This window comes from Allobosea sp. NPDC055594, assembly GCF_053618995.1.
On the sequence record NZ_JBSHIO010000002.1, the window covers coordinates 479775 to 498875 of the forward strand.

Below are 19101 nucleotides of genomic sequence, written 5' to 3' on the forward strand. Positions count from 1 at the left end.
ATATGCCGGAGAGAGAGTTCGATCACCGTAACCTGTCGATCAGCCTTCCGCGAGGACTGACGCGCCTCGGCCTGTCGGCCAAGCTGCTGGTCCTGACGACGCTCTTCGTGATGCTGGCCGAGGTGCTGATCTATCTGCCCTCCGTCGCGACCTTCCGTCGTTCCTGGCTGAATGACCGGCTCGCCGCGGCGCAGATCGCCGTGCTCGTGCTCGAGGGCGCGCCGAATGACGGCCTGCCGGAGGGCAGCGAGGAGCGGCTCCTCGCCGGCGTCGGCGCACGGGCGATCGCCGCGCGCGTCGGCGGAGCACGCCGCCTGCTCAGCCTCGACGCGATGCCGCCCGAAGTGGCGCAGACTGTCGACCTGCGCAATCTGAGCCGAATGGGCTCGATCATGGAAGCGGTCTCCATGCTGCTGCGGCCGGCCCATAAGCTGCCGATCCGCGTGGTCGGACAGGCCGTCGGCGCCGCCGATTTCGTCGAGCTGGTGATCGACGAGGCGCCGTTGCGCCGGGCGATGCTGAAATTCTCGTGGAATCTGCTGCTGATCTCGCTGCTGATTTCGGCCCTGAGCGCCGGGGTGATCTATTTCGCGCTGAACTGGCTGATCGTGACGCCGATCCGGCATCTCGCCGCCAATGTCATGGAGTTCGAGAACGATCCGGAGAACCCCTATCGGATCATCACCCCGTCGAACCGGGTCGACGAGGTCGGCGAGGCCGAACGGGCCCTGGCCCGCATGCAGGCGACGCTGGCCAGTGATCTGCGCGCCAAGAAGCACCTCGCCGAGCTCGGGCTGGCGGTCAGCAAGATCAACCATGATCTGCGCAATATGCTGGCGGCGGCGCAGCTCATGTCCGACCGCCTGACCGAAACCCGCGACACCAAGATCCGCAGCTTCGCGCCTCGGCTGATCGCGACGCTCGACCGGGCGATCGAGTTCTGCCAGGCGACGCTGGCCTATGGCCGCGCGGCGGAGGCGACCCCGCAGTTGCGCGAGGTGGTCTTGCGCCAGCTCGTCGCCGAACAGGCCGAATTGCTCGGACTGAGCGAGAACGGCAAGATCGGGTTCGTCAACCAGGTGCCGGCAGAGCTCGTCGCCAATGTCGACCCCGACCAGATGGCGCGCGTGCTCTCCAACCTGATGCGCAACGCGATCCGCGCATTGGAGGACGGCACGTTCGAGGATGGTCGGGCACCGTCGCTGGTGATCAGCGGCGGTTACGAGGGCAACGAACTCGTGCTGCGCGTCGCCGATAACGGCCCCGGCGTGCCGGCACGGGCGCGCCAGAACCTGTTCCAGGCCTTTCGCGGCTCGGTCACCCCGGGCGGCACCGGGCTTGGCCTCGCCATCGCTGCCGAACTCGTGCGACTGCATGGCGGCATGATCCATCTCGAGCCGTCCGAGCTCGGCGCCGTGTTCAAGGTGTCCTTGCCCGGGCACAAGGCCCGCCCCTGAACATCCCCCCGGGGCCAGCCCCCGGCCGAGCCCCGGCCTATTGGCTCGCCCAGATAACCCGCGCCATGAAGGCGATCTCGGAGAGCGCCAGCACCCGGTCGGGATGGTCGGGGTTCAGCGAGGCCAGCTCGACCGTCTTTGCCGTCTGGCGCCTGAGCTGCTTGGCCAGGACCTCGCCATCGACGGTCTTGACCACCACCCGGTCGCCGCGCCGGACCGCCGCGGCCGGGGAGACGATGATGGTATCGCCGTCGCGATAGAGCGGCAGCATCGAATCCCCGGCGATCTCCAGCGCATAGGCCTTCTCGTCGGCGATACCGGGAAAGGCGACCTCGTCCCATCCGGTACCGGCCGGGAAGCCGCCATCGTCGAAGAAACCGCCGGATCCGGCCTGTGCGAAGCCGATCAGCGGGATGGTGTGGGTGGGCGCCGCGCCGCGCCGGACCGCGTTCATGAACTGATCGAAGCTCGCTCCGGTCGCAGCGAGAATTTTGGCAATCGATTCGGTCGAAGGCCAGCGCTCGCGCCCGTCGGAACCGACGCGCTTGGAGCGGTTGAAGGTCGTCGCGTCGAGGCCGGCCTTGCGGGCGAGCCCCGATGGCGTCAGGCCATAGCGCTGGGCGAGCTGATCGATCGCGCTCCAGATCTGGTCATGGGACAGCATGGCCAATGTCACTTTCCTGGCGGCATCGACGGGCAGGCGCCGCATCCGACGAGGTCGCGACGGCCGGGTCGGTGAAACTGCCTCGTCATGGTCGGCATGGGAATATCATAGGAAATATCCCCTATCACATAAGACTGCAATCTGATTTTTGCCGTTTTCATCGCCACCTCGCACCGCAGCCCGTCGCGAAACGACCAAAGCCCGATATGGACGGAGCATCGGGATTTCCACCCGGCAGCACTCACCCGCGATGTTTTTGCGGACGCTCCCGGTTTGGGCTTTTACCGGGTGAGCACAGGGGATATGCCCTCGGGCATGCTGCTCTCCCCCCCTTCGCTGATCTACAAGATCTGCCCCGAGGCACTCTGGCGCGAGGCTGAACGCGCCGGTGTCTTCGCTGGCGCCCCCATCGACCTCGCCGATGGCTATATCCATTTCTCGACCGGCGCTCAGGCGCGCGAAACCGCCGCCAGGCATTTCGCCGGACAGGCAGGGCTATTGCTGATCGCCGTCGACCCGGCCAGGCTCGGCGACAGGCTGCGCTATGAGCCCTCGCGGGGTGGGGCGCTGTTCCCGCATCTCTATGCCATGCTCGACCCGAAGCAGGCGCGCTGGATCGCGCCATTGCCGCTCGGTGCAGCGGGCCATCTCTTTCCGGAGGATATCAGGTGATCGGCACGCTGTTCGGCCTCGCGCGGCCGCTGATCCACAAACTCGATGCCGAGACGGCGCACAAGCTCGCCGTAGCGGCTCTGGCCAAGGCGCCGGCGCTACGCCCGGCCGCCGACGATCCGGCACTCGCGGTCGATGCCTTCGGCCTGCGCTTCCCGAACCCAGTCGGACTCGCGGCCGGCTTCGACAAGCATGCGGAGGCGATCGACGGCACGCTCGGCCTCGGCTTCGGCTTCGTCGAGGTCGGTGGCGTGACGCCGCTGCCTCAGCCGGGCAATGCCCGCCCACGCGTCTTCCGCCTGCCGGAGGACGAGGCCGTAATCAACCGCTACGGCCTCAACAGCGAAGGCATGGAGGCGGTGGCGGCGCGGCTGGCCGCGCGCCGGCGCCGTGGCGGCATCGTCGGGGTCAATCTCGGCGCCAACAAGGATTCGGCCGACCGCAGCGCCGACTATGCGGTACTGACGCGCCGGCTGGCGCCGCTGGCGGATTTCCTGACCGTCAACATCTCCTCGCCGAACACGCCCGGCCTGCGCGACCTGCAGGCCGAAAGCGCGCTCGACGACCTGATCGCACGCGTGCTCGCGGCGCGCGACGAAGTCCGTGCGCAAGGGCGGGCGACGCCGATCCTGCTCAAGATCGCGCCCGATCTCAGCCTACCCGAGCTCGACGGCATGGTATCCGTCGCACTGAAGCGTCGCATCGACGGCATGATCGTCTCCAACACCACGGTGGCGCGCCCCGACAGCCTGCGCAACGCGGCGAAGGCCGAGACCGGCGGGCTTTCGGGCAAGCCGCTCTATGCGCCCTCGACAAGGCTCCTCGCCGAAACCTTCCTGCGCGTCGAGGGGCGCTTCCCGCTGATCGGCGTCGGCGGCATCGATTCCGCCCGGACCGCCTTCGCCAAGATCCGGGCCGGGGCGAGCCTGGTGCAGTTCTATTCGGCGATGGTGTTCAAGGGACCGGGACTGGTCTGCGAGATCAAGCAGGGCCTCGCCACGGAGGCGCGCAAGGCCGGACTGCCGCGCCTCAGCGCGCTGGTCGGGCGCGACGCTGCCGAGATCGCACGCGGCGAGACGCTCTGAAAGGCGGCCGGGTTCAGCCCGGCCCGGGCTCCCAGCCCTGAAGCGGCACCAGCCTGTCGAGGACGGCGGCGGTGATCCTCTCGCAGCGCCGGCCGAGAAAAGGAAAGGTCTCGTGCATGGTCGAGGCCAGGGTTTCGTTCAAGGCGAGGCGCAATAGGCGGCGTGCGCGATGGAGTCGCGTCTTGACCGTCTCGGGGCGAATTCCGGTCAGCTCGGCCGTCTCCTCGACCGAGCATTCCTGCACCTCGCGCAAGATGAAGACGAGCCGGAACGGCTCGGGCAGAGCGTCGATCGCCCGTTCGATCAGCAGGCGGATCTGAGCCCGGGCAATGGCGGCTTCCGGATCGTCCATCGCTTGTCCTCCGGGAAAGGCGACGACGGCGGCCCCCGCCGCCTGCGCTGTTTCGACCTGATCGAGTTCGACCGTGGCGCGCCGGCGGCGGCGCAGCCTGCCGCGCGCCTCGTTGACGACGATCCGCGTCAGCCAGGTCAGCAGGCTGGACGCGCCGCGGAAGCCATCGAGCGCCGCGAAGGCCCGGACATAGCTTTCCTGGAGGATATCCTCGGCCTCGGCCTCGTCGGCGACGATGCTGCGCGCAACCCGGAACAGGCCCTGATTGTGCCGCTGCATGATGACTCGGAAGGCGCCACGCTCGCGCCGGCGAGCGCCGGCGACGAGTTCCGCCTCGCTCATCGCCTCGCAGGCGAACGGCCTGCTCCTCGGAACTTCCAGCATGAGCCGTTCTCCTGCAAACGGCGATTGGATGCGCATGGCGCGCAAAGGTTCCCGCGAGGCTCCGGGCCGGGAACTTCTTCCGCCCCGGCGCATCGAACGGGGATCGGCAAACATTCGGAGGAGCCAAGCGTGACCGTTCGATCCCTTCTATCACCTGTTCCGGCTTCGGAGGAGGCGTGCTCCTGCCCGCGGCCGCCGGGATTTTCGCCGCAGCGCGCGACCCGCGCCGAAGCAGAAGCCGCGATACGCACCCTGATCTCCTGGGCCGGAGACGATCCGGCGCGCGAAGGCCTGCTCGAAACGCCCGCCCGCGTGGTGCGGGCCTATGAGGAGTGGTTCGCCGGCTATTCGCAGGATCCAGCCGCGATCCTACGACGGACATTCGGCGAGACCGGCGGTTATGACGAGCTGGTCCTGCTGCGCGACATCCCGCTTGAATCGGTCTGCGAGCATCATATGGCGGTGACCAGCGGGGTCGCGCATATCGCCTATCTGCCGCGCGAGCGCGTCGTCGGCATCTCCAAGCTCGCGCGGCTGGTCGATGCCCTCGCGCATCGCCTGCAGATCCAGGAACGGCTAACGGCCGAGATCGCCGACGCGATCGAGGCCGAACTCGAGCCGCGAGGCGTCGCCGTCGTGCTGCAGGCAAGCCATGCCTGCATGTCCTCGCGCGGCGTGCGCAAGCATGGCAGCGCGCTCGTCACCCGTGCCTTCCGCGGCCTCTACACCGCCCCCGGGGCACGGCGCGAGGTGCTGGAGGCGCTCGACCACTGAGCGCCACCTGCGGGAACCTTGGTTGCGCTGCGCCATCGAATGGCTTGCCGAGGCGATCGATGCCCCGGCAAGCCACGGAGAGCCACACCATGTCCAGACTGCTCGTTCTTGCCGCCGCCCTCGCGATGACGACCGGCGCGGCCTTCGCCCATGATTCGCAGCTCAGCGATCCCCAGATCGCCCATATCGCCTATACGGCCGGGCAGATCGATGTCGACGCCGCCAAACTCGCGCTGGCGAAGACGAAAAATGCCGAAGTCCGGGATTTCGCCGAGCTGATGGCCCGCGACCATGCCGCGGTCAACGAGAAGGCCCTGTCCCTAGTCAAGCGTCTCAATGTGAAGCCGGAGGCGAATGGGACCAGCGCGGGCCTGACCAAGCAGGCGGCGCAGGCCGAAAAGCGTCTCAGGAAGCTTTCGGGGGCGGCTTTCGATCGCGCCTATGTCGCCAACGAAATCGCCTATCACCGCACGGTCAACCAGGCCCTCAGAACGGCGCTGATCCCGGGCGCGCATAATGGCGAGCTCAAGGCGCTGCTCGAAAGCGGATTGGCGCTGTTCACGGCGCATCAGACGCATGCCGAGCATCTCGCGCAGACGGTGAAGTGATGGCGCCCCTTCCTTCCCGGCGCAGCGCATTGCTGACGATCGGCGGTACCATCATCGCACTGGCACGGCCGGCGCGGGCCGAGCCACGCAGCCACGCGGTTCTGATCGACAAGATGAAATTCGGGCCGATGCCGAGCGAGGTCCGAGTCGGCGACAGCATCTCCTGGATCAATCGCGACCCCGTCCGGCACACAGCGACGGCGCGCGACAAGTCCTTCGATGTCGATCTTCCGGCCAGTACCGAAGGCCGCTGCACGGTCACCAGGGCCGGCGCCGTCGATATCATCTGTCGCTTCCACCCCGGCATGACGGCAAAGCTCGCCGTGCTGCCGTGACCTGCGACGATCGACCGGAGGCCGCAGAACCTCCGGTCACCCTCGCCTAGCGCCGCGAGGCGAAGAGCCGGCTGATCAGCCAGAGCGGTATGACGATCAGCGCACCGGCCACAGCCCAGCCGCCGACCTCGCGCACCGCGCCGAAGCCGAGATTGCCGAGCGAGCGGACGAAGCGCAGCGCACTCTCATAGAGCCCGGTCGGCGACAGGCCGAGAAAGGCCATCGCCGCGCCGACCAGGAGCGAGATGAAGAGCAGGCGCACCAGGACGCTGAGAACGGAGCCGCCGAGAAAGCGCTCGATGCCGCCATTGGCCATGCCGAAATCCTCTTGAAAAGTGAGGCCGAGACCAGCCATTCACCGCTTGAACCAAGCCTGAACGACACCTCTCCTGCCTGTGCAGGTAGCGACAGCGTGCGTCCCCCGCAAGCGCGGCGTCAGCTCGTCGCCGAAGCCCCCGCGGCAGCCCAGCCGGCGCCGGCGATCTTCGCGGCCGCGATCACCGCCTGGGTGCGGCTGTCGACATCGAGCTTGGTCAGGATCGCCGAGACATGCGCCTTGACCGTTGCCTCGGAAACCCCGAGCTCATAGGCGATCTGCTTGTTGAGCAGCCCCTCGGACAGCATCATCAGGACGCGCACCTGCTGCGGCGTCAGCGTCGCCAGGCGCCGGACCATGTCGGCGGTCTCGTGATCCACCGGCGCGGAGAGATCGACGCCCGGCGGGGTCCAGACCCCGCCATCGAGCACGGCGCGGATCGCCTCGCCCATCTGCGCGACCTCGGCGGTCTTCGGCAGGAAGCCGAGCGCCCCGAACTCGATGCAGCGGCGGATCACCGCCGGATCGTCATTGGCCGAGACGACGATGACCGGAATCTCCGGATGAGCCGCGCGCAGGAAAAGCAGGCCGGAGAAGCCCTGCACGCCGGGCATGGTCAGGTCGAGCAGGATCAGGTCGAGATCGGCGGCCTCGGCCAATGCCTGGCCCAACGCCTCGAGCGAGCCGACCTCGCTGACCTCGGCCCCCGCCAATGCATGCGAAACCGCCTGGCGCAAGGCGCCGCGAAACAGCGGGTGGTCGTCCGCGATCACGATCCGTGTCGGATGCCCGCTCATCATGCCCTCCACGCGCCGAAGCCCGGCGAGATGCCGGCGCGATTCCCCCAGAACGTTCAAGGCCCGCAACTCCAAGCTGTCAATGGCCAATGGTCAGCAAGGATGGCCGGAGCCCGAAACTCGACGGATTCGTCGCCTTCCAGGCCCGATCTGGCGCCGCCCGGGAACGCCGGAGAAGCTCCGGACGACTTATAGCATCGGACCGACAAGTGGATTCCGCTTTTCGGAAAACTCCGATGCGATAGCACTGAGATAGATCACCGTGACTGCGCTCGAACGGACGCGCGGCGATCTAGCCCGGCAGCAGCGCCTCCAGCGTCTCGATCCGGTCGGCCTCGCCCGGCGGCTTGTCCCAGCGGATGCGGCTGATCCGGGGAAAGCGCATGGCGATGCCGGATTTGTGCCGCGTCGAGCGCTGCAGCCCTTCGAAGGCCACTTCGAAGACGAGGCCGCTCGACGGGGTGTGGGTCACCTCGCGCACCGGACCGAAACGATTCTCCGTGTTCTTGCGGACATAGCGGTCGATCTCGATCAGCTCCTCGTCGGTGAAGCCGAAATAGGCCTTTCCCACAGGAACGAGCTCGTCCGCGCCTGTCTCGCCGACCCGCCAGACGCCAAAAGTATAGTCGGAATAGAAGGAGGAGCGCTTGCCGTGGCCGCGCTGGGCATACATCAGCACGCAGTCGATTAGCCGGGCATCGCGCTTCCACTTGTACCAGTAGCCCTTCGGCCTGCCCGGCAGATAGGGCGAATCAAGCCGCTTGAGCATGCAGCCCTCGACGGCCTCCGCATCGCCTCCAGCTCCGGCGGAAGCAGGATCGGCGCGGGCCACCGTCAGCTCTTCCCAGCTGGCGAAGGGAATGCGCGGCGAAAGATCGAAGCGCGCGCTACCCAGCTTGCCGAGGAAGGCTTCGAGCCGGGCGCGCCGCTCCGTATAGGGCAGGCCGCGCAGATCCTCATCGCCCTCGGCGAGAAGGTCGTAGACGCGGATATGGGCCGGGAACCCGGCGAGCATCTTCGCGGTGACCTGCTTGCGGTTGAGCCGCTGCTGCAGGGTGTTGAAACTCTGGACGGCGCCATCGCGCATCACTAGCAATTCGCCGTCGAGCGCGCCGTCCTGCGTCAGCACCTCGGTGAGATCCGGGAACGCTGCGCCGATATCCTCGCCGGTGCGGGAATAGAGACGAACGGTGCGGCCGCCATCGGGTCTCGTGCCGGCAACGGCCTGGACGCGGATGCCGTCCCATTTCCATTCAGCGGCGAATTCGGCCGCATCGAGCTTGTCGAAATCGCCATCCTCCACCGCATGCGAGAGCATGACCGGGCGGAATGGCGCGGGGTCACTCGCTTCCGGGCGTGGGTCCCTGCCCTCCAGCCAGGCGAAGAGCGCGGTATAGGGCGGCTCCAGCCCATGCCAGACCTGCTCGACCTCGTCGGCGGGAATGCCGCCGAGGCTCGCGGCGGCGGTCTTGGCAAGGCGGGCCGAGACGCCGATGCGCAGGGCGCCGGTGATCAGCTTGAGCAGGGCCCAGCGCCCGGTCTCGTCGAGCGCATCGAGCCAGGAGGCGATCAGGCGCGGCATCTCGGTCTTGCCGGACTTTTGCAGTCCGGCGACGACATCGGGCAGATGCGGCACGTCGTTGGCGCCATGCCGAGCCGGCCACATCAGCGCGACCGTCTCGGAGAGATCGCCGACATAGTCGTAGGAGAGCGCGAAAAGGACAGGATCGGTGCGCTCGGCGATCAGCGCGCGGATCAGGCCGGGCTTGGCGTTCTGGAAGACCAGCCCGCCGGTCATCGCCGCCAGCGCATAGCCGCGATCGGGATCGGGCGTGGTGCGCAGATAGTCCGCGATCAGCGCGAGCTTGCCGTTGCGGCGCGGCTCATAGGCGAGACGGTCGAGGAGCCAGGCGAAGCGGTTCATGAAGCAGCCTCCGCCGGCCTAGCCTCGGCTTCGCCCTCGTCGCCATAGCCGACGAGATGCAGCGGCATGCCCTTGAACCCGACGGTGCCGCACCAATGCGCCAGCGCCTCGGCCTCGCCATGGGTGATCCAGATCTCGCCGGCCTGGACCTCCCGGATCGTCGCCTGAAGATCGTCCCAATCGGCATGGTCGGAGATGATCAGCGGCAGCTCGACGCCTTTCTGGCGGGCGCGGGCCCTGATCCGCATCCAGCCCGAGGCGAAGGCGGTGACCGGATCGAGGAAGCGGCGCGACCACAGATCCTGGATGGCACCCGGCGGGCAGATGACGATCTCGCCGGCCAATGCCTTGCGCCCCTCGGCCTTGCGCCCCTCGGCCTTGCGTTCGCCCGGCTCGACCTTGCGGATCTCGCCGAGCGGAACGCCCTCGGCCTGGTAGAGCTCGGTGATCTTCTCGACCGCGCCGTGGATGTAGAGCGGCCGCTCGTAGCCGGCCTCGCGGATCAGCGCCATCAGCCGCTGCGCCTTCCCCAGCGAATAGGCCCCGACGATATGGGTGCGCTCGGGAAAGAGCCGGACGGAATCGAGCAGCTTGGCGGTCTCGGCGCTCGCCGACGGATGGCGGAAGACCGGTAGGCCGAAGGTCGCCTCGGTGATGAAGATGTCGCAGATGACCGGTTCGAAGGCCGCGCAGGTCGGGTCGCGCTCGCGCTTGTAGTCGCCGGAGACGACGATCCGCAGCCCCCTGGCCTCGACGACGATCTGGGCCGAGCCGAGAACATGGCCGGCGGGGACGAAGCGGAAATCGACCTCCCCGATGCGAGTGGTTTCGCCGGGCGCCGCCACCTGCCGCGAGCCGGTGAACGCCTCGCCATAGCGCAGCGCCATGATCGCCAACGTCTCTGATGTCGCCAGGACCGCGCCATGGCCGGCGCGCGCATGATCGGAATGGCCATGGGTGATCAGTGCCCGCGCCACCGGACGAACGGGGTCGATATGGATATCGGCCAGCGGGCAGTAGAGCCCGGCCGGTGTCGGAATCAGCAGATCGGAAGGCTTCATCATCTGGCCTGTGTCATGCACCTCCGTTAAACCCGCAGCATGATCGAAAAGGGCAGCAGCGTGTACTCCGCCAGTTCCGGCGACGATCGTCTCGACCGCCGCTATGCCTGGGCCGAGAAGGCCTTGAAGGCCGGCGATCCGCAGGCGGCGCTCGACATCCTCGATCAAACGCTCGCCGAGAACTACGGTTTCACCGCTGCCTGGCATCTCTATGGCCTGGCCCAGGAGGCGCTCGGGCACAATGAGGAGGCCGCGACCGCCTGGCGGCAATATCTCGACCTCGATCCGAGCGACCGTCTCGGCGCCAGGCTCGACCTCGCTCGCATCGGCGCGCTCGCTGCCGAGCAGGCGACCTCGGAGTGTTTTTCAGGCGCGCTGTTCGACGGTTATGCCGAGCGCTTCGACAGCCACCTCGTCGGCAAGTTGCAATATCAGGGCCCGGCATTGCTGAAGCAGGCGCTGGTGCGCCATTGCGCACAGGCCAGCCAGCCCTTGCAGTTCGGAACCACCCTCGACCTCGGCTGCGGCACCGGCCTGATGGGCGAGGCCATCCGCGCCGAGGCGGGGTTCCTCGCCGGCTGCGACCTCTCGCCCCGAATGATCGCCAAAGCGCAGGCCAAGAAGCGCGCCGATGGCAGCCCGCTCTACGACAAGCTCGCCACTGCGGACCTGAACGCCTTCCTGGCGAGTCGGTCCGACGCATCGGCCGACCTCATCGTCTCCACCGACGTCTTCATCTATCTCGGAGACCTTGCTCCGAGCTTCCATCAGAGCGCGCGCGTGCTCAAAACGAGTGGCCTCCTTGCCTTCACGGTGCAGAGTCATCAGGGCGCCGGCATCATTGTCGGCCGGGATCGTCGTTTCGCCCATGCCGAAGGCTGGATCAGGGAAGCGCTCAGCCAGGCCCGGCTGAGACCCATGCTGGTCGAGCCGCAGAGCGTCCGCATGGATCGCGACGAACCGGTGCCGGGGCTGATCGTCGTCGCGGAGCGCTGAGGCCGGCGTCATCGCGAGATTGTCGGGCCGCCGCTGCGCGTCGCCCCAGAATGACGCGAGCCTACCGTTCCCTTTTCGTTCGACAAGGCCTATCTCTGTCGGCGCATGGACGCGGTCGCCTCCCCCCTTCCCCCTGCCTTCTCGGCTTGGTTCGCCAGCCGCGACTGGAACGTGCGGCCACATCAGATCGCGCTGCTGGAAGAGGCCCGGGCCGGGCGCTCGACCTTGCTGGTCGCACCGACCGGCGCCGGCAAGACGCTCGCCGGCTTCCTGCCCTCGCTGGTCGAGCTGACCGAGCGCGGCGGCGTGCGCGAGGGGCTGCACACGCTCTATGTCTCGCCGCTGAAGGCGCTCGCCGTCGACATCGCCCGCAATCTCGAAACGCCGATCCGCGAGATGGGGCTTGCGGTCAAGGTCGAGACCCGCACCGGCGACACCTCCCCCGCCAAGCGCGCCCGCCAGATCGAGCGCCCGCCCGACATCCTGCTGACGACGCCGGAGCAACTCGCGCTCCTAGTCTCGCATCGCGATTCGAAACCGTTCTTCGCATCCTTACGCCGGGTCGTGCTCGACGAGCTGCACGCGCTGGTGACCTCCAAGCGCGGCGACCTGCTCTCGCTCGACCTCGCCCGCCTGCGCGGCCTCGCGCCGAAGATGAGCGCGGTCGGCCTCTCGGCGACGGTGCGCGAGCCCGCCGATCTCCAGGCCTATCTCGGCGGCTCGGGCACGCCATCCGGCCTCGTCACCGTCCAGGGCGGCGCGAAGGCGCAGATCGGCATCATGGCGACCAGCCGCCGGCTACCGCTCGCCGGCCACATCACCGCCCATGCCGTCGACGACATCTATGCCGCGATCCGCGCGCACAGGCTGACTTTGGTCTTCGTCAACACCCGCATGCAGGCCGAATTCATGTTCCAGGCGCTGTGGCGCGTGAACGAGGAGACGCTGCCGATCGCACTGCATCACGGCTCGCTCGATGTCGGCCAGCGCCGCAAGGTCGAGGCGGCGATGGCGGCCGGGAAGCTGAAAGCCGTCGTCTGTACGGCGACGCTCGATCTCGGCATCGACTGGGGCGATGTCGACCTCGTCATCAATGTCGGCGCGCCCAAGGGCGCGAGCCGGCTGATGCAGCGTATCGGCCGCTCCAACCACCGCATGGACGAGCCCTCGCAGGCGCTCCTCGTGCCGTCGAACCGCTTCGAACTGCTCGAATGCCGCGCCGCGCTCGATGCGGTGGCGGAGGCGGCGCAGGACACGCCGGAGCCGCGCATCGGCGCGCTCGACGTGCTCGCCCAACATGTGCTCGGGGTCGCCTGCTCCGACGGCTTCGAGCCGGACGCGCTCTATCGGGAGGTCCTGACGGCCTCGCCCTATGCAGATCTCAGCCGCGCCGATTTCGACGCCGTCGTCGATTTCGTCGCGACCGGCGGCTATGCGCTGAAGAGCTATGAGCGCTTCGCCAAGCTACGCCGCGGCAAGGACGGGCTCTACCGCGCGAGCAACGCCCAGACCATCCAGCAATACCGGATGAATGTCGGCACCATCGTCGAATCGACCATGCTCAAGGTCCGGCTCGGGCGCTCTCGCCCGGCACGCCCCGGCGGCCAGCAGATCCTCAGCCGCGGCGGACGCGTTCTCGGCGAGCTCGAGGAGTATTTCGCCGAGACGATGACGCCCGGCGACACCTTCATCTTCGCCGGCGAGGTGCTGCGCTTCGAAGGGATCGTCGAGAACGAGGTGGTCTGCTCGCGCACCGCCGCCGGCACCGATCCGAAGATCCCCTCCTATGCCGGCGGCAAGTTCCCGCTCTCGACCTTCCTCGCCGCGCGCGTGCGCACCATCCTGGCCACGCCAAAGGAGTGGGCGAAGCTGCCGGACGAGGTTTCGTCCTGGCTGCATGCGCAGCGCCTGAAATCGCGCCTGCCGAAGCCGGGCGAATTGCTGGTCGAGAGCTTTCCGCGCGCCGGGCGCTTCTTCCTCGTCGCCTATCCCTTCGAGGGCCGTCTCGCCCACCAGACGCTCGGCATGCTGCTGACGCGGCGGCTGGAACGGGCGCGACTGAGGCCGCTCGGCTTCGTCTGCAACGACTACGGCATCGCCGTCTGGACGCTCGGCGATATGGCGGCGGCGATCGCGCGTGGAGCGCTTTCGCTGGACGAGCTCTTTTCGCAGGACATGCTCGGCGACGATCTCGAGGAATGGCTGGCGGAATCGGCGCTGATGAAGCGCACCTTCCGCTCCTGCGCCGTGATCGGCGGCCTGATCGAGCGGCGTTTTCCCGGCCAGGAGAAGAGCGGGCGGCAGGTCACGATCTCGACCGACCTGGTCTATGATGTGCTGCGCCGGCACCAGCCCGACCATGTCCTGCTGCGCGCCGCGCGTGCCGACGCCGCGACCGGCTTGCTCGATATCGGCCGTCTCGGTCAGATGCTGACACGGATCAGCGGGCGAATCGTGCATCAGCCGCTCGATCACGTCTCGCCGCTCTCGGTCTCGGTCATGCTCGAGATCGGGCGCGAGGCGGTCAGTGGCGAGGCGGCCGACGAGATCCTCGCCGAGGCGGAAGCAAGCATGCTCGAAGAGGCGATGGCGTGAACCTGGCGACGAGAGAGATGACGGGCGCCGCGGCCGAGGCCTCCATGCTCGGCCGGCTCGCGCTTGTCCCCGATCTCTCCGGCGCGCTCTACCTCCCGGATGAGCGCACTCTCGTCGTCGCCGACCTGCATCTGGAGAAGGGCTCGGCCTATGCCGCCCGCGGCGTCCTGCTGCCGCCCTATGATTCGGCCGCGACGCTCGCTTTGCTGGGTGCGGCGATTGCGCGCTACCAGCCGGCGCGCGTGATCGCGCTCGGCGACAGCTTCCATGATCGCGGCGCCGAAGCGCGGATCGACGACAGCTGCCTTGCGAGCCTGCGCGCCCTCCAGGCCGGCCGCGACTGGCTCTGGATCAGCGGCAATCACGATCCTCAGATCTCGGCCGCGATGGGCGGCACGGTGCTGGACGAACTCGAAATCTCCGGCGTCGCGCTCCGGCACGAGCCGAGTCACGCGGCGACACGTCCGGAAATCGCCGGGCATCTGCATCCCGCCGCCAAGGTCCGGATGCGCGGCCGGGCGCTGCGCCGGCGCTGCTTCGTGCTCTCCGCAACGCGCTGCGTAATGCCGGCGATGGGCGCCTATGCCGGCGGCCTCAACGTCCGCGACGCGGCCTTCCGGCCGCTGTTCGGCCTCGGGCTTTGCGCCCATATCCTCGGCGATGGCCGCCTCTTCCGCATCGACCAGCGCCTGCTGCTGCCCGATTGAAGGCGCGCGGCGGCGCGGCACGCTGCGATCTGCGGACAGAAAGCCCCTCCTCACCGGCAAGATTCCACAGCTCTTCAAATTCAGACACAGGGATATGCGCGGAACAGGTTGCGTCGGGGCGGGGCTTGTGGCATCAGGACGCCGCTTCGGAACGACGCGGCGCCGGCAAGCCCTTCAAGGGCCGGGCGCAGACGGCACGATCCTGCTGCGGTAGCTCAGTGGTAGAGCACTCCATTGGTAATGGAGAGGTCGAGAGTTCAATCCTCTCTCGCAGCACCAGCCCATCTTTTGGATAATCAGCGTTTTTTCCAATGGCGCGGAATATCCGCGCTTTCGGTGTCCCTTGCCAATCTTGCTTCCGATAGCACGCGATCATCAGCCGGCGGTCACGCGCCAGACTCTCGGCCAGCCTGGCACTTCTCTCTGACGCGCCGTTTCGGGTTTTCCGCCCATACCAGTGGCCGCGGACCGGAGACGGGTTCGCAACTCGGCTGTGGCAGGACATGGCCCATAGCTGATCTTTGCAAAGTCTGCTTTCGGGCGGGGGACGCTATGGCTCTCTTATGACTCCCTTGCGAGCGCATCGCCGTCCAGCGCGGCGAGCGAGGAACAACCCATGAAGGCCATCGTGCGGTCGACCTCGTCGCGCAGGATCTCGATGACGCGGCCGGCGCCATCGCAGCCGCCCATGGCGACGCCATAGAGAAGCGAGCGCCCGACGAGCACCGCCCGGGCGCCGAGGGCGAGTAGCTTGACGACATCGCTGCCGCGCCGGACGCTGCCATCCGCCAGGATGACAAGTCGATCGCCGAGGCGCTCAGCGATCTCCGGTAGGGCGCGGGCCGGAGCGATGGCGGAATCCAGATTGCGTCCGCCATGATTGGAGACGACGATGCCGTCCGCTCCGCAATCCAGCGCCCGCTGTGCATCATCGCAGCGCAGGATGCCCTTTATGATGAACCGCCCGGGCCAGCGCCGCCGGAGCGCTGCGATCTCGGTCCAGGTGACATCGTCGGCCAGGCGCAGGGCGTCGCCCAGCGGGGCACGGGTGATCTTGCGGCGAAAGGCGTCCGGATAATGTGCGTAGCTCGGCATGCCGAGGCCGGCGAGATAGCGCCCCATAACGTTCAGGCACCAGCGCGGATGCATGGCGAAATCGAGCGCAGCACGCCAGTTCGCCGCCATCGGGATGCCGAAGCCGTTGTGAGTATTATATTCGCGCTTGGGCGAAACGCTCGTGTCCACGGTCAGGATCAGCGTATCGGATCCCGCCGCCCGCGCGGCGTCGACGAAGGTCTCGGTGATCGCCCTGTCGTTGAGGATGTAGAGCTGGAACCAGAGGTTCCCGCCGGCGCCGGCAGCGATGTCGCCGATCGAGGTGATGGACTGGGTGGAGACGCAGAACGGGATGCCGGCCCGCGCCGCCGCCCGGGCCAGTTCGATTTCGCCGCGATACCACATCAGCCCGGCAAGGCCCGTCGGTGCCGCGATAATCGGCAAGGGCAGCCTGGAGCCGAACAGTTCGACGCTCTGGTCGCGCCGGCTGACGTCGACCAGCACGTTCGGGCTGAACTTCACCGCATCGAGCGCAGCCCGCGCGGCCGGCAGCGCGAGCTCCCCCTCCGTGCCGCGATCAATGAACTCGAACATGCCGCGTGGCAGGACGCGCTGCGCCGCCAGGCGCATCTCATCGGTGTTCAGGATGCGGGAAGGCATGGCGGGCGGGAGGTCCTCTCTTCTGCCGGAAGCTCGGCGGGCCCAGAGGCGCAGACGCCTGGGCCCGCCACCGCATGTCGCGGCCCGGTCAGTGCGCCGGTTCGGCTTGCCCGAGCAGGATCGTCCGCAGATCCTCCCCGGCGGCGAGGCGGGCGTTGATGACCGCTTCCTTGGCGACGATCTCGCGAGCCTTCTCTTGAATCTTCGCGGCCTCATCCTTGGGGGTGACGAAGACGCCGTCGACATCCGCGCAGACGAGATCGCCAGAGCGGATCACGGCGCCACCGACGGTGACGTCGACCCCAATCTCGACCGCGATCTCGCGCGAGATCGGACCGGCCATGGTGATCGCGCGATACCAGGTAGGCGGCGCGATCTGCTTCAAGCCGACGAGGTCGCGGATCGATCCGTTGATGATGACACCGGCGACCTTGCACTGGCTCAGGCGATGGGCGACCAGGTCGCCCATGGCACAGCCACCGATGTCGGTCTGCACCTCGACCACGACGACCGCGCCTTCCGGAGCCTCGTCATAGGCCCGCAGGAAATCCTCGCGGTTGCTGGTCGAGCTGTCGCTCGCCCGGCGCAGCCGGATCGTATAGGCTGGGCCGATCGCATGATCGTCCGGGCGCAGCGCGCGCACGCTTTCGACGGTGCGATGGGCCAGTGTCCACGGCCCGTGAATCTTCTCGGCGGCATCCCAGAACACGGCGGTGCCGATCTCCGCGGACATCGCCGCAGCTGCATTCTTCTCGCTCGACATGGATCCTGTCTCGTTTGTGGGGGAATGTGGAGCGGCTCGGTGCAGCCGCCTGTTCAGTTCGTGGGCGCGCGCAGGGTCTCAAGGAGCGATCGGCCCTCGGCGAGGCTGCGATGCCACTGCTCTTCACGCGCCGCGACGCTGGCGGCGATCGGCGTAAGCGCGGCCAGCGTCGCCTCCGGTATGACGAAGGCCCCATCGATATCGGCGAAGACGAGATCGCCCGGCGCGACGCGCGTCCCGCCGACCGAAAGCTCGATCTGCACCTCGGTGGCGGTTTCCGCCATTTCGAGGCCGAGCATCGTAGCCTGCGCGTACCAGATCGGCGGGCCGAACTCCTCGAGGCCGATGAGGTCCCGCACCGGTCCGGCAACCACGACCCCGGCCACGCCGATCGCCTTCAGGCGATGGGCGATGATGTCGCCGAGGACCGCGCCACCGACCTCGTCGACAACCTCGACCACCACGACGGAACCGGCGGGTGCGTCGTCATAGGCCTTGAGCAATGCCTCGACATTCGTCGAGGCCGGCTTCGCGGCGCGTCGTAGCCTGATGGTGTAGGCCGGGCCCCGTACCGCATCGCCGCGCCGTAGCGGCAACATGCCGCGCAGGGCATGGGCACCCGGCGACCAGGGGCCTTCGAGGCGCTCTACCGCGTTTGAAAGCACCGGCGTCGCAATCGCCGCCATCGACTCGTCTTCAGCCATATCCATCGTCCCGGTCAGGAAAAGCCCGCGGCACGAGCACGCCGCGGGCGGGAAGCATCAGCTCAGCAACCACTTGTTGAAGCGGTCGGCGATCGCATCGCGATTGGCCGCCCAGAACTCGTCGTTGATCTCGATTCCGGTCGCTTGATAGGGCGGGTTGGTCGCGAGGACGGTGGCCCGCTCAGGGCTGATGAACTTGAAGGCGTTCGGATTGGTCGGCGCGATCGCAACCTGCCGGCCCACTGCCGCCTGACGCTCGCCTTGCAAACAGAACAGGATGAATTGCCGGCAGGTTTCGAAATTGTCGGTGCCCTTGAGGATCGTGAACATGTCCGTCCCCCAGATGTTATTCTGCCAGGCGAGCGCGAGTGGCGCCCCCTGCTCGGCAGCGGCCGTGGGGAAGTTCGACCAGACCGGCACCATGTCGACCTCGCCATTGGTGATGAGCTGGATCGCCTGGACCGGACTCGTCCACCAATGGGCGACATGCGGCTTGATCCGGTCGAGGGACTTGAAGGCGCGATCGACATCGAGCGGATAGAGATCCTTGGGCGCGACGCCGTCGGCGAAGAGCGCGATCTCCAGGGTGTCGACCGGGTTCTTGCGCATCGCCCGGCGCCCCGGGAAGGTCTTGACGTCGAAGAAGTCCTTCCAGTTCTTCGGCGGTTCCTTGAACTTGTCCTTGCGATAGGTCAGCGGCGTCGCGTAAACGCCGTGGCCGATCGCATACTCGTTGCGGAACGAAGCCGGGATCTCCTTGACCACCGCCTCGTTTTCGAGGCCGTGCTTCAGCAGGAAGTCGCCATCCTTGAGCAGCTGGCGAATGGCAGCGCGCGACAGCGATGCCGCCATGTCCCAGGTCTTGGACTTCGACTCGACGATGGCCTTGATCTGGCTGACCGGCTCGTTGTTCGAGGTCGCAGGCACGATCTCGATGCCGGTCGCGGCCTGGAACGGCTCATAATAGGCCTTCTTCATCGCCTCGGCGGTCGGGCCGCCCGGCGTGCGAACGATGAGCCGCTTGGTCTGAGCGCGGGCACTGGTCCAGATGCTCGGAGCCGCGACGGCGCTGGCGCCGATCAGCAGCGTTCTGCGGGAGATGGCCGACTTCCTCGTATCGCTCATGGTGATATCCCCAATGTCCTGTTCTTCTGGTGGGTGTTCGCTTTCAGGGATCGAGTGTTCCTCGAT

At 67.5% G+C, this 19101-nt stretch carries 19 protein-coding genes and 1 tRNA gene; 10 read left to right on the top strand and 10 right to left on the bottom strand.

Annotation, left to right across the window (positions count from 1 at the left end; genetic code table 11):
* Positions 1-2: 2 nt before the first annotated feature.
* Positions 3-1457 (top strand): sensor histidine kinase, encoded by a 1455-nt coding sequence (locus tag ACWGRX_RS06220; RefSeq protein ID WP_291636703.1) that lies wholly within the window; start codon positions 3-5, stop codon positions 1455-1457.
* A 37-nt stretch (positions 1458-1494) separates the two neighbouring features.
* On the opposite strand, the gene ACWGRX_RS06225 is transcribed toward ACWGRX_RS06220, so the two are convergent.
* Positions 1495-2121 carry a S24 family peptidase gene (locus ACWGRX_RS06225; protein ID WP_291645250.1) on the bottom strand — a complete coding sequence of 209 codons (627 nt, stop codon included), beginning with the start codon at positions 2119-2121 and terminating at the stop codon, positions 1495-1497.
* A gap of 315 nt (positions 2122-2436) precedes the next feature.
* Here ACWGRX_RS06225 and ACWGRX_RS06230 point away from each other — a divergent pair, with 315 nt between their 5' ends.
* The gene (locus tag ACWGRX_RS06230) at positions 2437-2793 is read left to right on the top strand and encodes a DUF952 domain-containing protein (protein ID WP_452116818.1); all 357 of its coding nucleotides are present in this window, start codon (positions 2437-2439) and stop codon (positions 2791-2793) included.
* Complete coding sequence (locus ACWGRX_RS06235) at positions 2790-3878, top strand: quinone-dependent dihydroorotate dehydrogenase (RefSeq protein ID WP_452116819.1); 1089 nt, start codon at positions 2790-2792, stop codon at positions 3876-3878. Before ACWGRX_RS06230 ends, ACWGRX_RS06235 begins: the two co-directional genes overlap by 4 nt.
* A 13-nt stretch (positions 3879-3891) precedes the next feature.
* On the opposite strand, the gene ACWGRX_RS06240 is transcribed toward ACWGRX_RS06235, so the two are convergent.
* Positions 3892-4614 carry an RNA polymerase sigma factor gene (locus ACWGRX_RS06240; protein WP_452116820.1) on the bottom strand — a complete coding sequence of 241 codons (723 nt, stop codon included), beginning with the start codon at positions 4612-4614 and terminating at the stop codon, positions 3892-3894.
* 129 nt (positions 4615-4743) lie between these two features.
* Here ACWGRX_RS06240 and folE point away from each other — a divergent pair, with 129 nt between their 5' ends.
* From folE to ACWGRX_RS06255, 3 genes are all read left to right on the top strand, one after another.
* Positions 4744-5388: a GTP cyclohydrolase I FolE gene (folE, locus tag ACWGRX_RS06245; RefSeq protein ID WP_452116821.1), complete on the top strand. Its 645-nt coding sequence runs from the start codon at positions 4744-4746 to the stop codon at positions 5386-5388.
* A gap of 89 nt (positions 5389-5477) precedes the next feature.
* Entirely contained in the window at positions 5478-5996 is a 519-nt protein-coding gene (locus ACWGRX_RS06250) for a DUF4142 domain-containing protein (protein WP_452116822.1), read from the top strand.
* The gene (locus ACWGRX_RS06255) at positions 5996-6331 is read left to right on the top strand and encodes a cupredoxin domain-containing protein (protein WP_452116823.1); all 336 of its coding nucleotides are present in this window, start codon (positions 5996-5998) and stop codon (positions 6329-6331) included. The genes ACWGRX_RS06250 and ACWGRX_RS06255 overlap by 1 nt, the downstream gene beginning before the upstream one ends.
* Positions 6332-6377: 46 nt before the next feature.
* Here the strand turns inward: ACWGRX_RS06255 and ACWGRX_RS06260 are convergent, their stop codons facing one another.
* The 4 genes from ACWGRX_RS06260 to ACWGRX_RS06275 all read right to left on the bottom strand — a co-directional run bounded on the left by ACWGRX_RS06260 (position 6378) and on the right by ACWGRX_RS06275 (position 10432).
* Positions 6378-6686: a DUF6460 domain-containing protein gene (locus tag ACWGRX_RS06260; protein WP_291636717.1), complete on the bottom strand. Its 309-nt coding sequence runs from the start codon at positions 6684-6686 to the stop codon at positions 6378-6380.
* Between the two features lie 80 nt (positions 6687-6766).
* Entirely contained in the window at positions 6767-7444 is a 678-nt protein-coding gene (locus tag ACWGRX_RS06265; RefSeq protein ID WP_291636719.1) for a response regulator, read from the bottom strand.
* 292 nt (positions 7445-7736) lie between these two features.
* The gene (locus ACWGRX_RS06270) at positions 7737-9368 is read right to left on the bottom strand and encodes a cisplatin damage response ATP-dependent DNA ligase (protein WP_452116824.1); all 1632 of its coding nucleotides are present in this window, start codon (positions 9366-9368) and stop codon (positions 7737-7739) included.
* Positions 9365-10432, bottom strand: a complete 1068-nt coding sequence (locus tag ACWGRX_RS06275; RefSeq protein ID WP_452116825.1) for a ligase-associated DNA damage response exonuclease — start codon at positions 10430-10432, stop codon at positions 9365-9367. Before ACWGRX_RS06275 ends, ACWGRX_RS06270 begins: the two co-directional genes overlap by 4 nt.
* 57 nt (positions 10433-10489) lie before the next feature.
* On the opposite strand from ACWGRX_RS06275, the gene ACWGRX_RS06280 reads away from it, so the two are divergent.
* The 4 genes from ACWGRX_RS06280 (at position 10490) to ACWGRX_RS06295 (ending at position 15006) form a co-directional block, all read left to right on the top strand.
* Positions 10490-11425 (top strand): class I SAM-dependent DNA methyltransferase, encoded by a 936-nt coding sequence (locus ACWGRX_RS06280; RefSeq protein ID WP_452116826.1) that lies wholly within the window; start codon positions 10490-10492, stop codon positions 11423-11425.
* Between the two features lie 105 nt (positions 11426-11530).
* Positions 11531-14020 (top strand): ligase-associated DNA damage response DEXH box helicase, encoded by a 2490-nt coding sequence (locus ACWGRX_RS06285; RefSeq protein ID WP_452116827.1) that lies wholly within the window; start codon positions 11531-11533, stop codon positions 14018-14020.
* Between the two features lie 17 nt (positions 14021-14037).
* Entirely contained in the window at positions 14038-14727 is a 690-nt protein-coding gene (pdeM, locus tag ACWGRX_RS06290) for a ligase-associated DNA damage response endonuclease PdeM (RefSeq protein WP_291636727.1), read from the top strand.
* A 204-nt stretch (positions 14728-14931) separates the two neighbouring features.
* Positions 14932-15006, top strand: a tRNA-Thr gene (locus ACWGRX_RS06295).
* A gap of 282 nt (positions 15007-15288) precedes the next feature.
* Here the strand turns inward: ACWGRX_RS06295 and ACWGRX_RS06300 are convergent.
* The 4 genes from ACWGRX_RS06300 to ACWGRX_RS06315 form a co-directional block, all read right to left on the bottom strand.
* Positions 15289-16443 (bottom strand): alpha-hydroxy acid oxidase, encoded by a 1155-nt coding sequence (locus tag ACWGRX_RS06300; RefSeq protein WP_452116828.1) that lies wholly within the window; start codon positions 16441-16443, stop codon positions 15289-15291.
* A gap of 88 nt (positions 16444-16531) precedes the next feature.
* Positions 16532-17206, bottom strand: a complete 675-nt coding sequence (locus ACWGRX_RS06305) for an RraA family protein (protein WP_452116829.1) — start codon at positions 17204-17206, stop codon at positions 16532-16534.
* Positions 17207-17259: 53 nt separating this feature from the next.
* Complete coding sequence (locus ACWGRX_RS06310; RefSeq protein ID WP_452116830.1) at positions 17260-17910, bottom strand: RraA family protein; 651 nt, start codon at positions 17908-17910, stop codon at positions 17260-17262.
* Positions 17911-17967: 57 nt separating this feature from the next.
* Positions 17968-19035, bottom strand: coding sequence for an ABC transporter substrate-binding protein (locus tag ACWGRX_RS06315; protein ID WP_291636733.1), 1068 nt, complete (start codon positions 19033-19035; stop codon positions 17968-17970).
* Between the last annotated feature and the right edge of the window lie 66 nt (positions 19036-19101).

Coding starts and splice junctions, on each gene's coding strand:
- ACWGRX_RS06255 (WP_452116823.1), top strand. CDS start 5,996: ATGGCGCCCCTTCCTTCCCGGCGCAGCGCATTGCTGACGATCGGCGGT.
- ACWGRX_RS06220 (WP_291636703.1), top strand. CDS start 3: ATGCCGGAGAGAGAGTTCGATCACCGTAACCTGTCGATCAGCCTTCCG.
- ACWGRX_RS06250 (WP_452116822.1), top strand. CDS start 5,478: ATGTCCAGACTGCTCGTTCTTGCCGCCGCCCTCGCGATGACGACCGGC.
- ACWGRX_RS06260 (WP_291636717.1), bottom strand. CDS start 6,686: ATGGCTGGTCTCGGCCTCACTTTTCAAGAGGATTTCGGCATGGCCAAT.
- ACWGRX_RS06275 (WP_452116825.1), bottom strand. CDS start 10,432: ATGATGAAGCCTTCCGATCTGCTGATTCCGACACCGGCCGGGCTCTAC.
- ACWGRX_RS06265 (WP_291636719.1), bottom strand. CDS start 7,444: ATGAGCGGGCATCCGACACGGATCGTGATCGCGGACGACCACCCGCTG.
- ACWGRX_RS06310 (WP_452116830.1), bottom strand. CDS start 17,910: ATGGCTGAAGACGAGTCGATGGCGGCGATTGCGACGCCGGTGCTTTCA.
- ACWGRX_RS06230 (WP_452116818.1), top strand. CDS start 2,437: ATGCTGCTCTCCCCCCCTTCGCTGATCTACAAGATCTGCCCCGAGGCA.
- ACWGRX_RS06300 (WP_452116828.1), bottom strand. CDS start 16,443: ATGCCTTCCCGCATCCTGAACACCGATGAGATGCGCCTGGCGGCGCAG.
- ACWGRX_RS06305 (WP_452116829.1), bottom strand. CDS start 17,206: ATGTCGAGCGAGAAGAATGCAGCTGCGGCGATGTCCGCGGAGATCGGC.
- ACWGRX_RS06240 (WP_452116820.1), bottom strand. CDS start 4,614: ATGCTGGAAGTTCCGAGGAGCAGGCCGTTCGCCTGCGAGGCGATGAGC.
- ACWGRX_RS06225 (WP_291645250.1), bottom strand. CDS start 2,121: ATGCTGTCCCATGACCAGATCTGGAGCGCGATCGATCAGCTCGCCCAG.
- ACWGRX_RS06270 (WP_452116824.1), bottom strand. CDS start 9,368: ATGAACCGCTTCGCCTGGCTCCTCGACCGTCTCGCCTATGAGCCGCGC.
- pdeM (WP_291636727.1), top strand. CDS start 14,038: ATGACGGGCGCCGCGGCCGAGGCCTCCATGCTCGGCCGGCTCGCGCTT.
- ACWGRX_RS06285 (WP_452116827.1), top strand. CDS start 11,531: ATGGACGCGGTCGCCTCCCCCCTTCCCCCTGCCTTCTCGGCTTGGTTC.
- ACWGRX_RS06315 (WP_291636733.1), bottom strand. CDS start 19,035: ATGAGCGATACGAGGAAGTCGGCCATCTCCCGCAGAACGCTGCTGATC.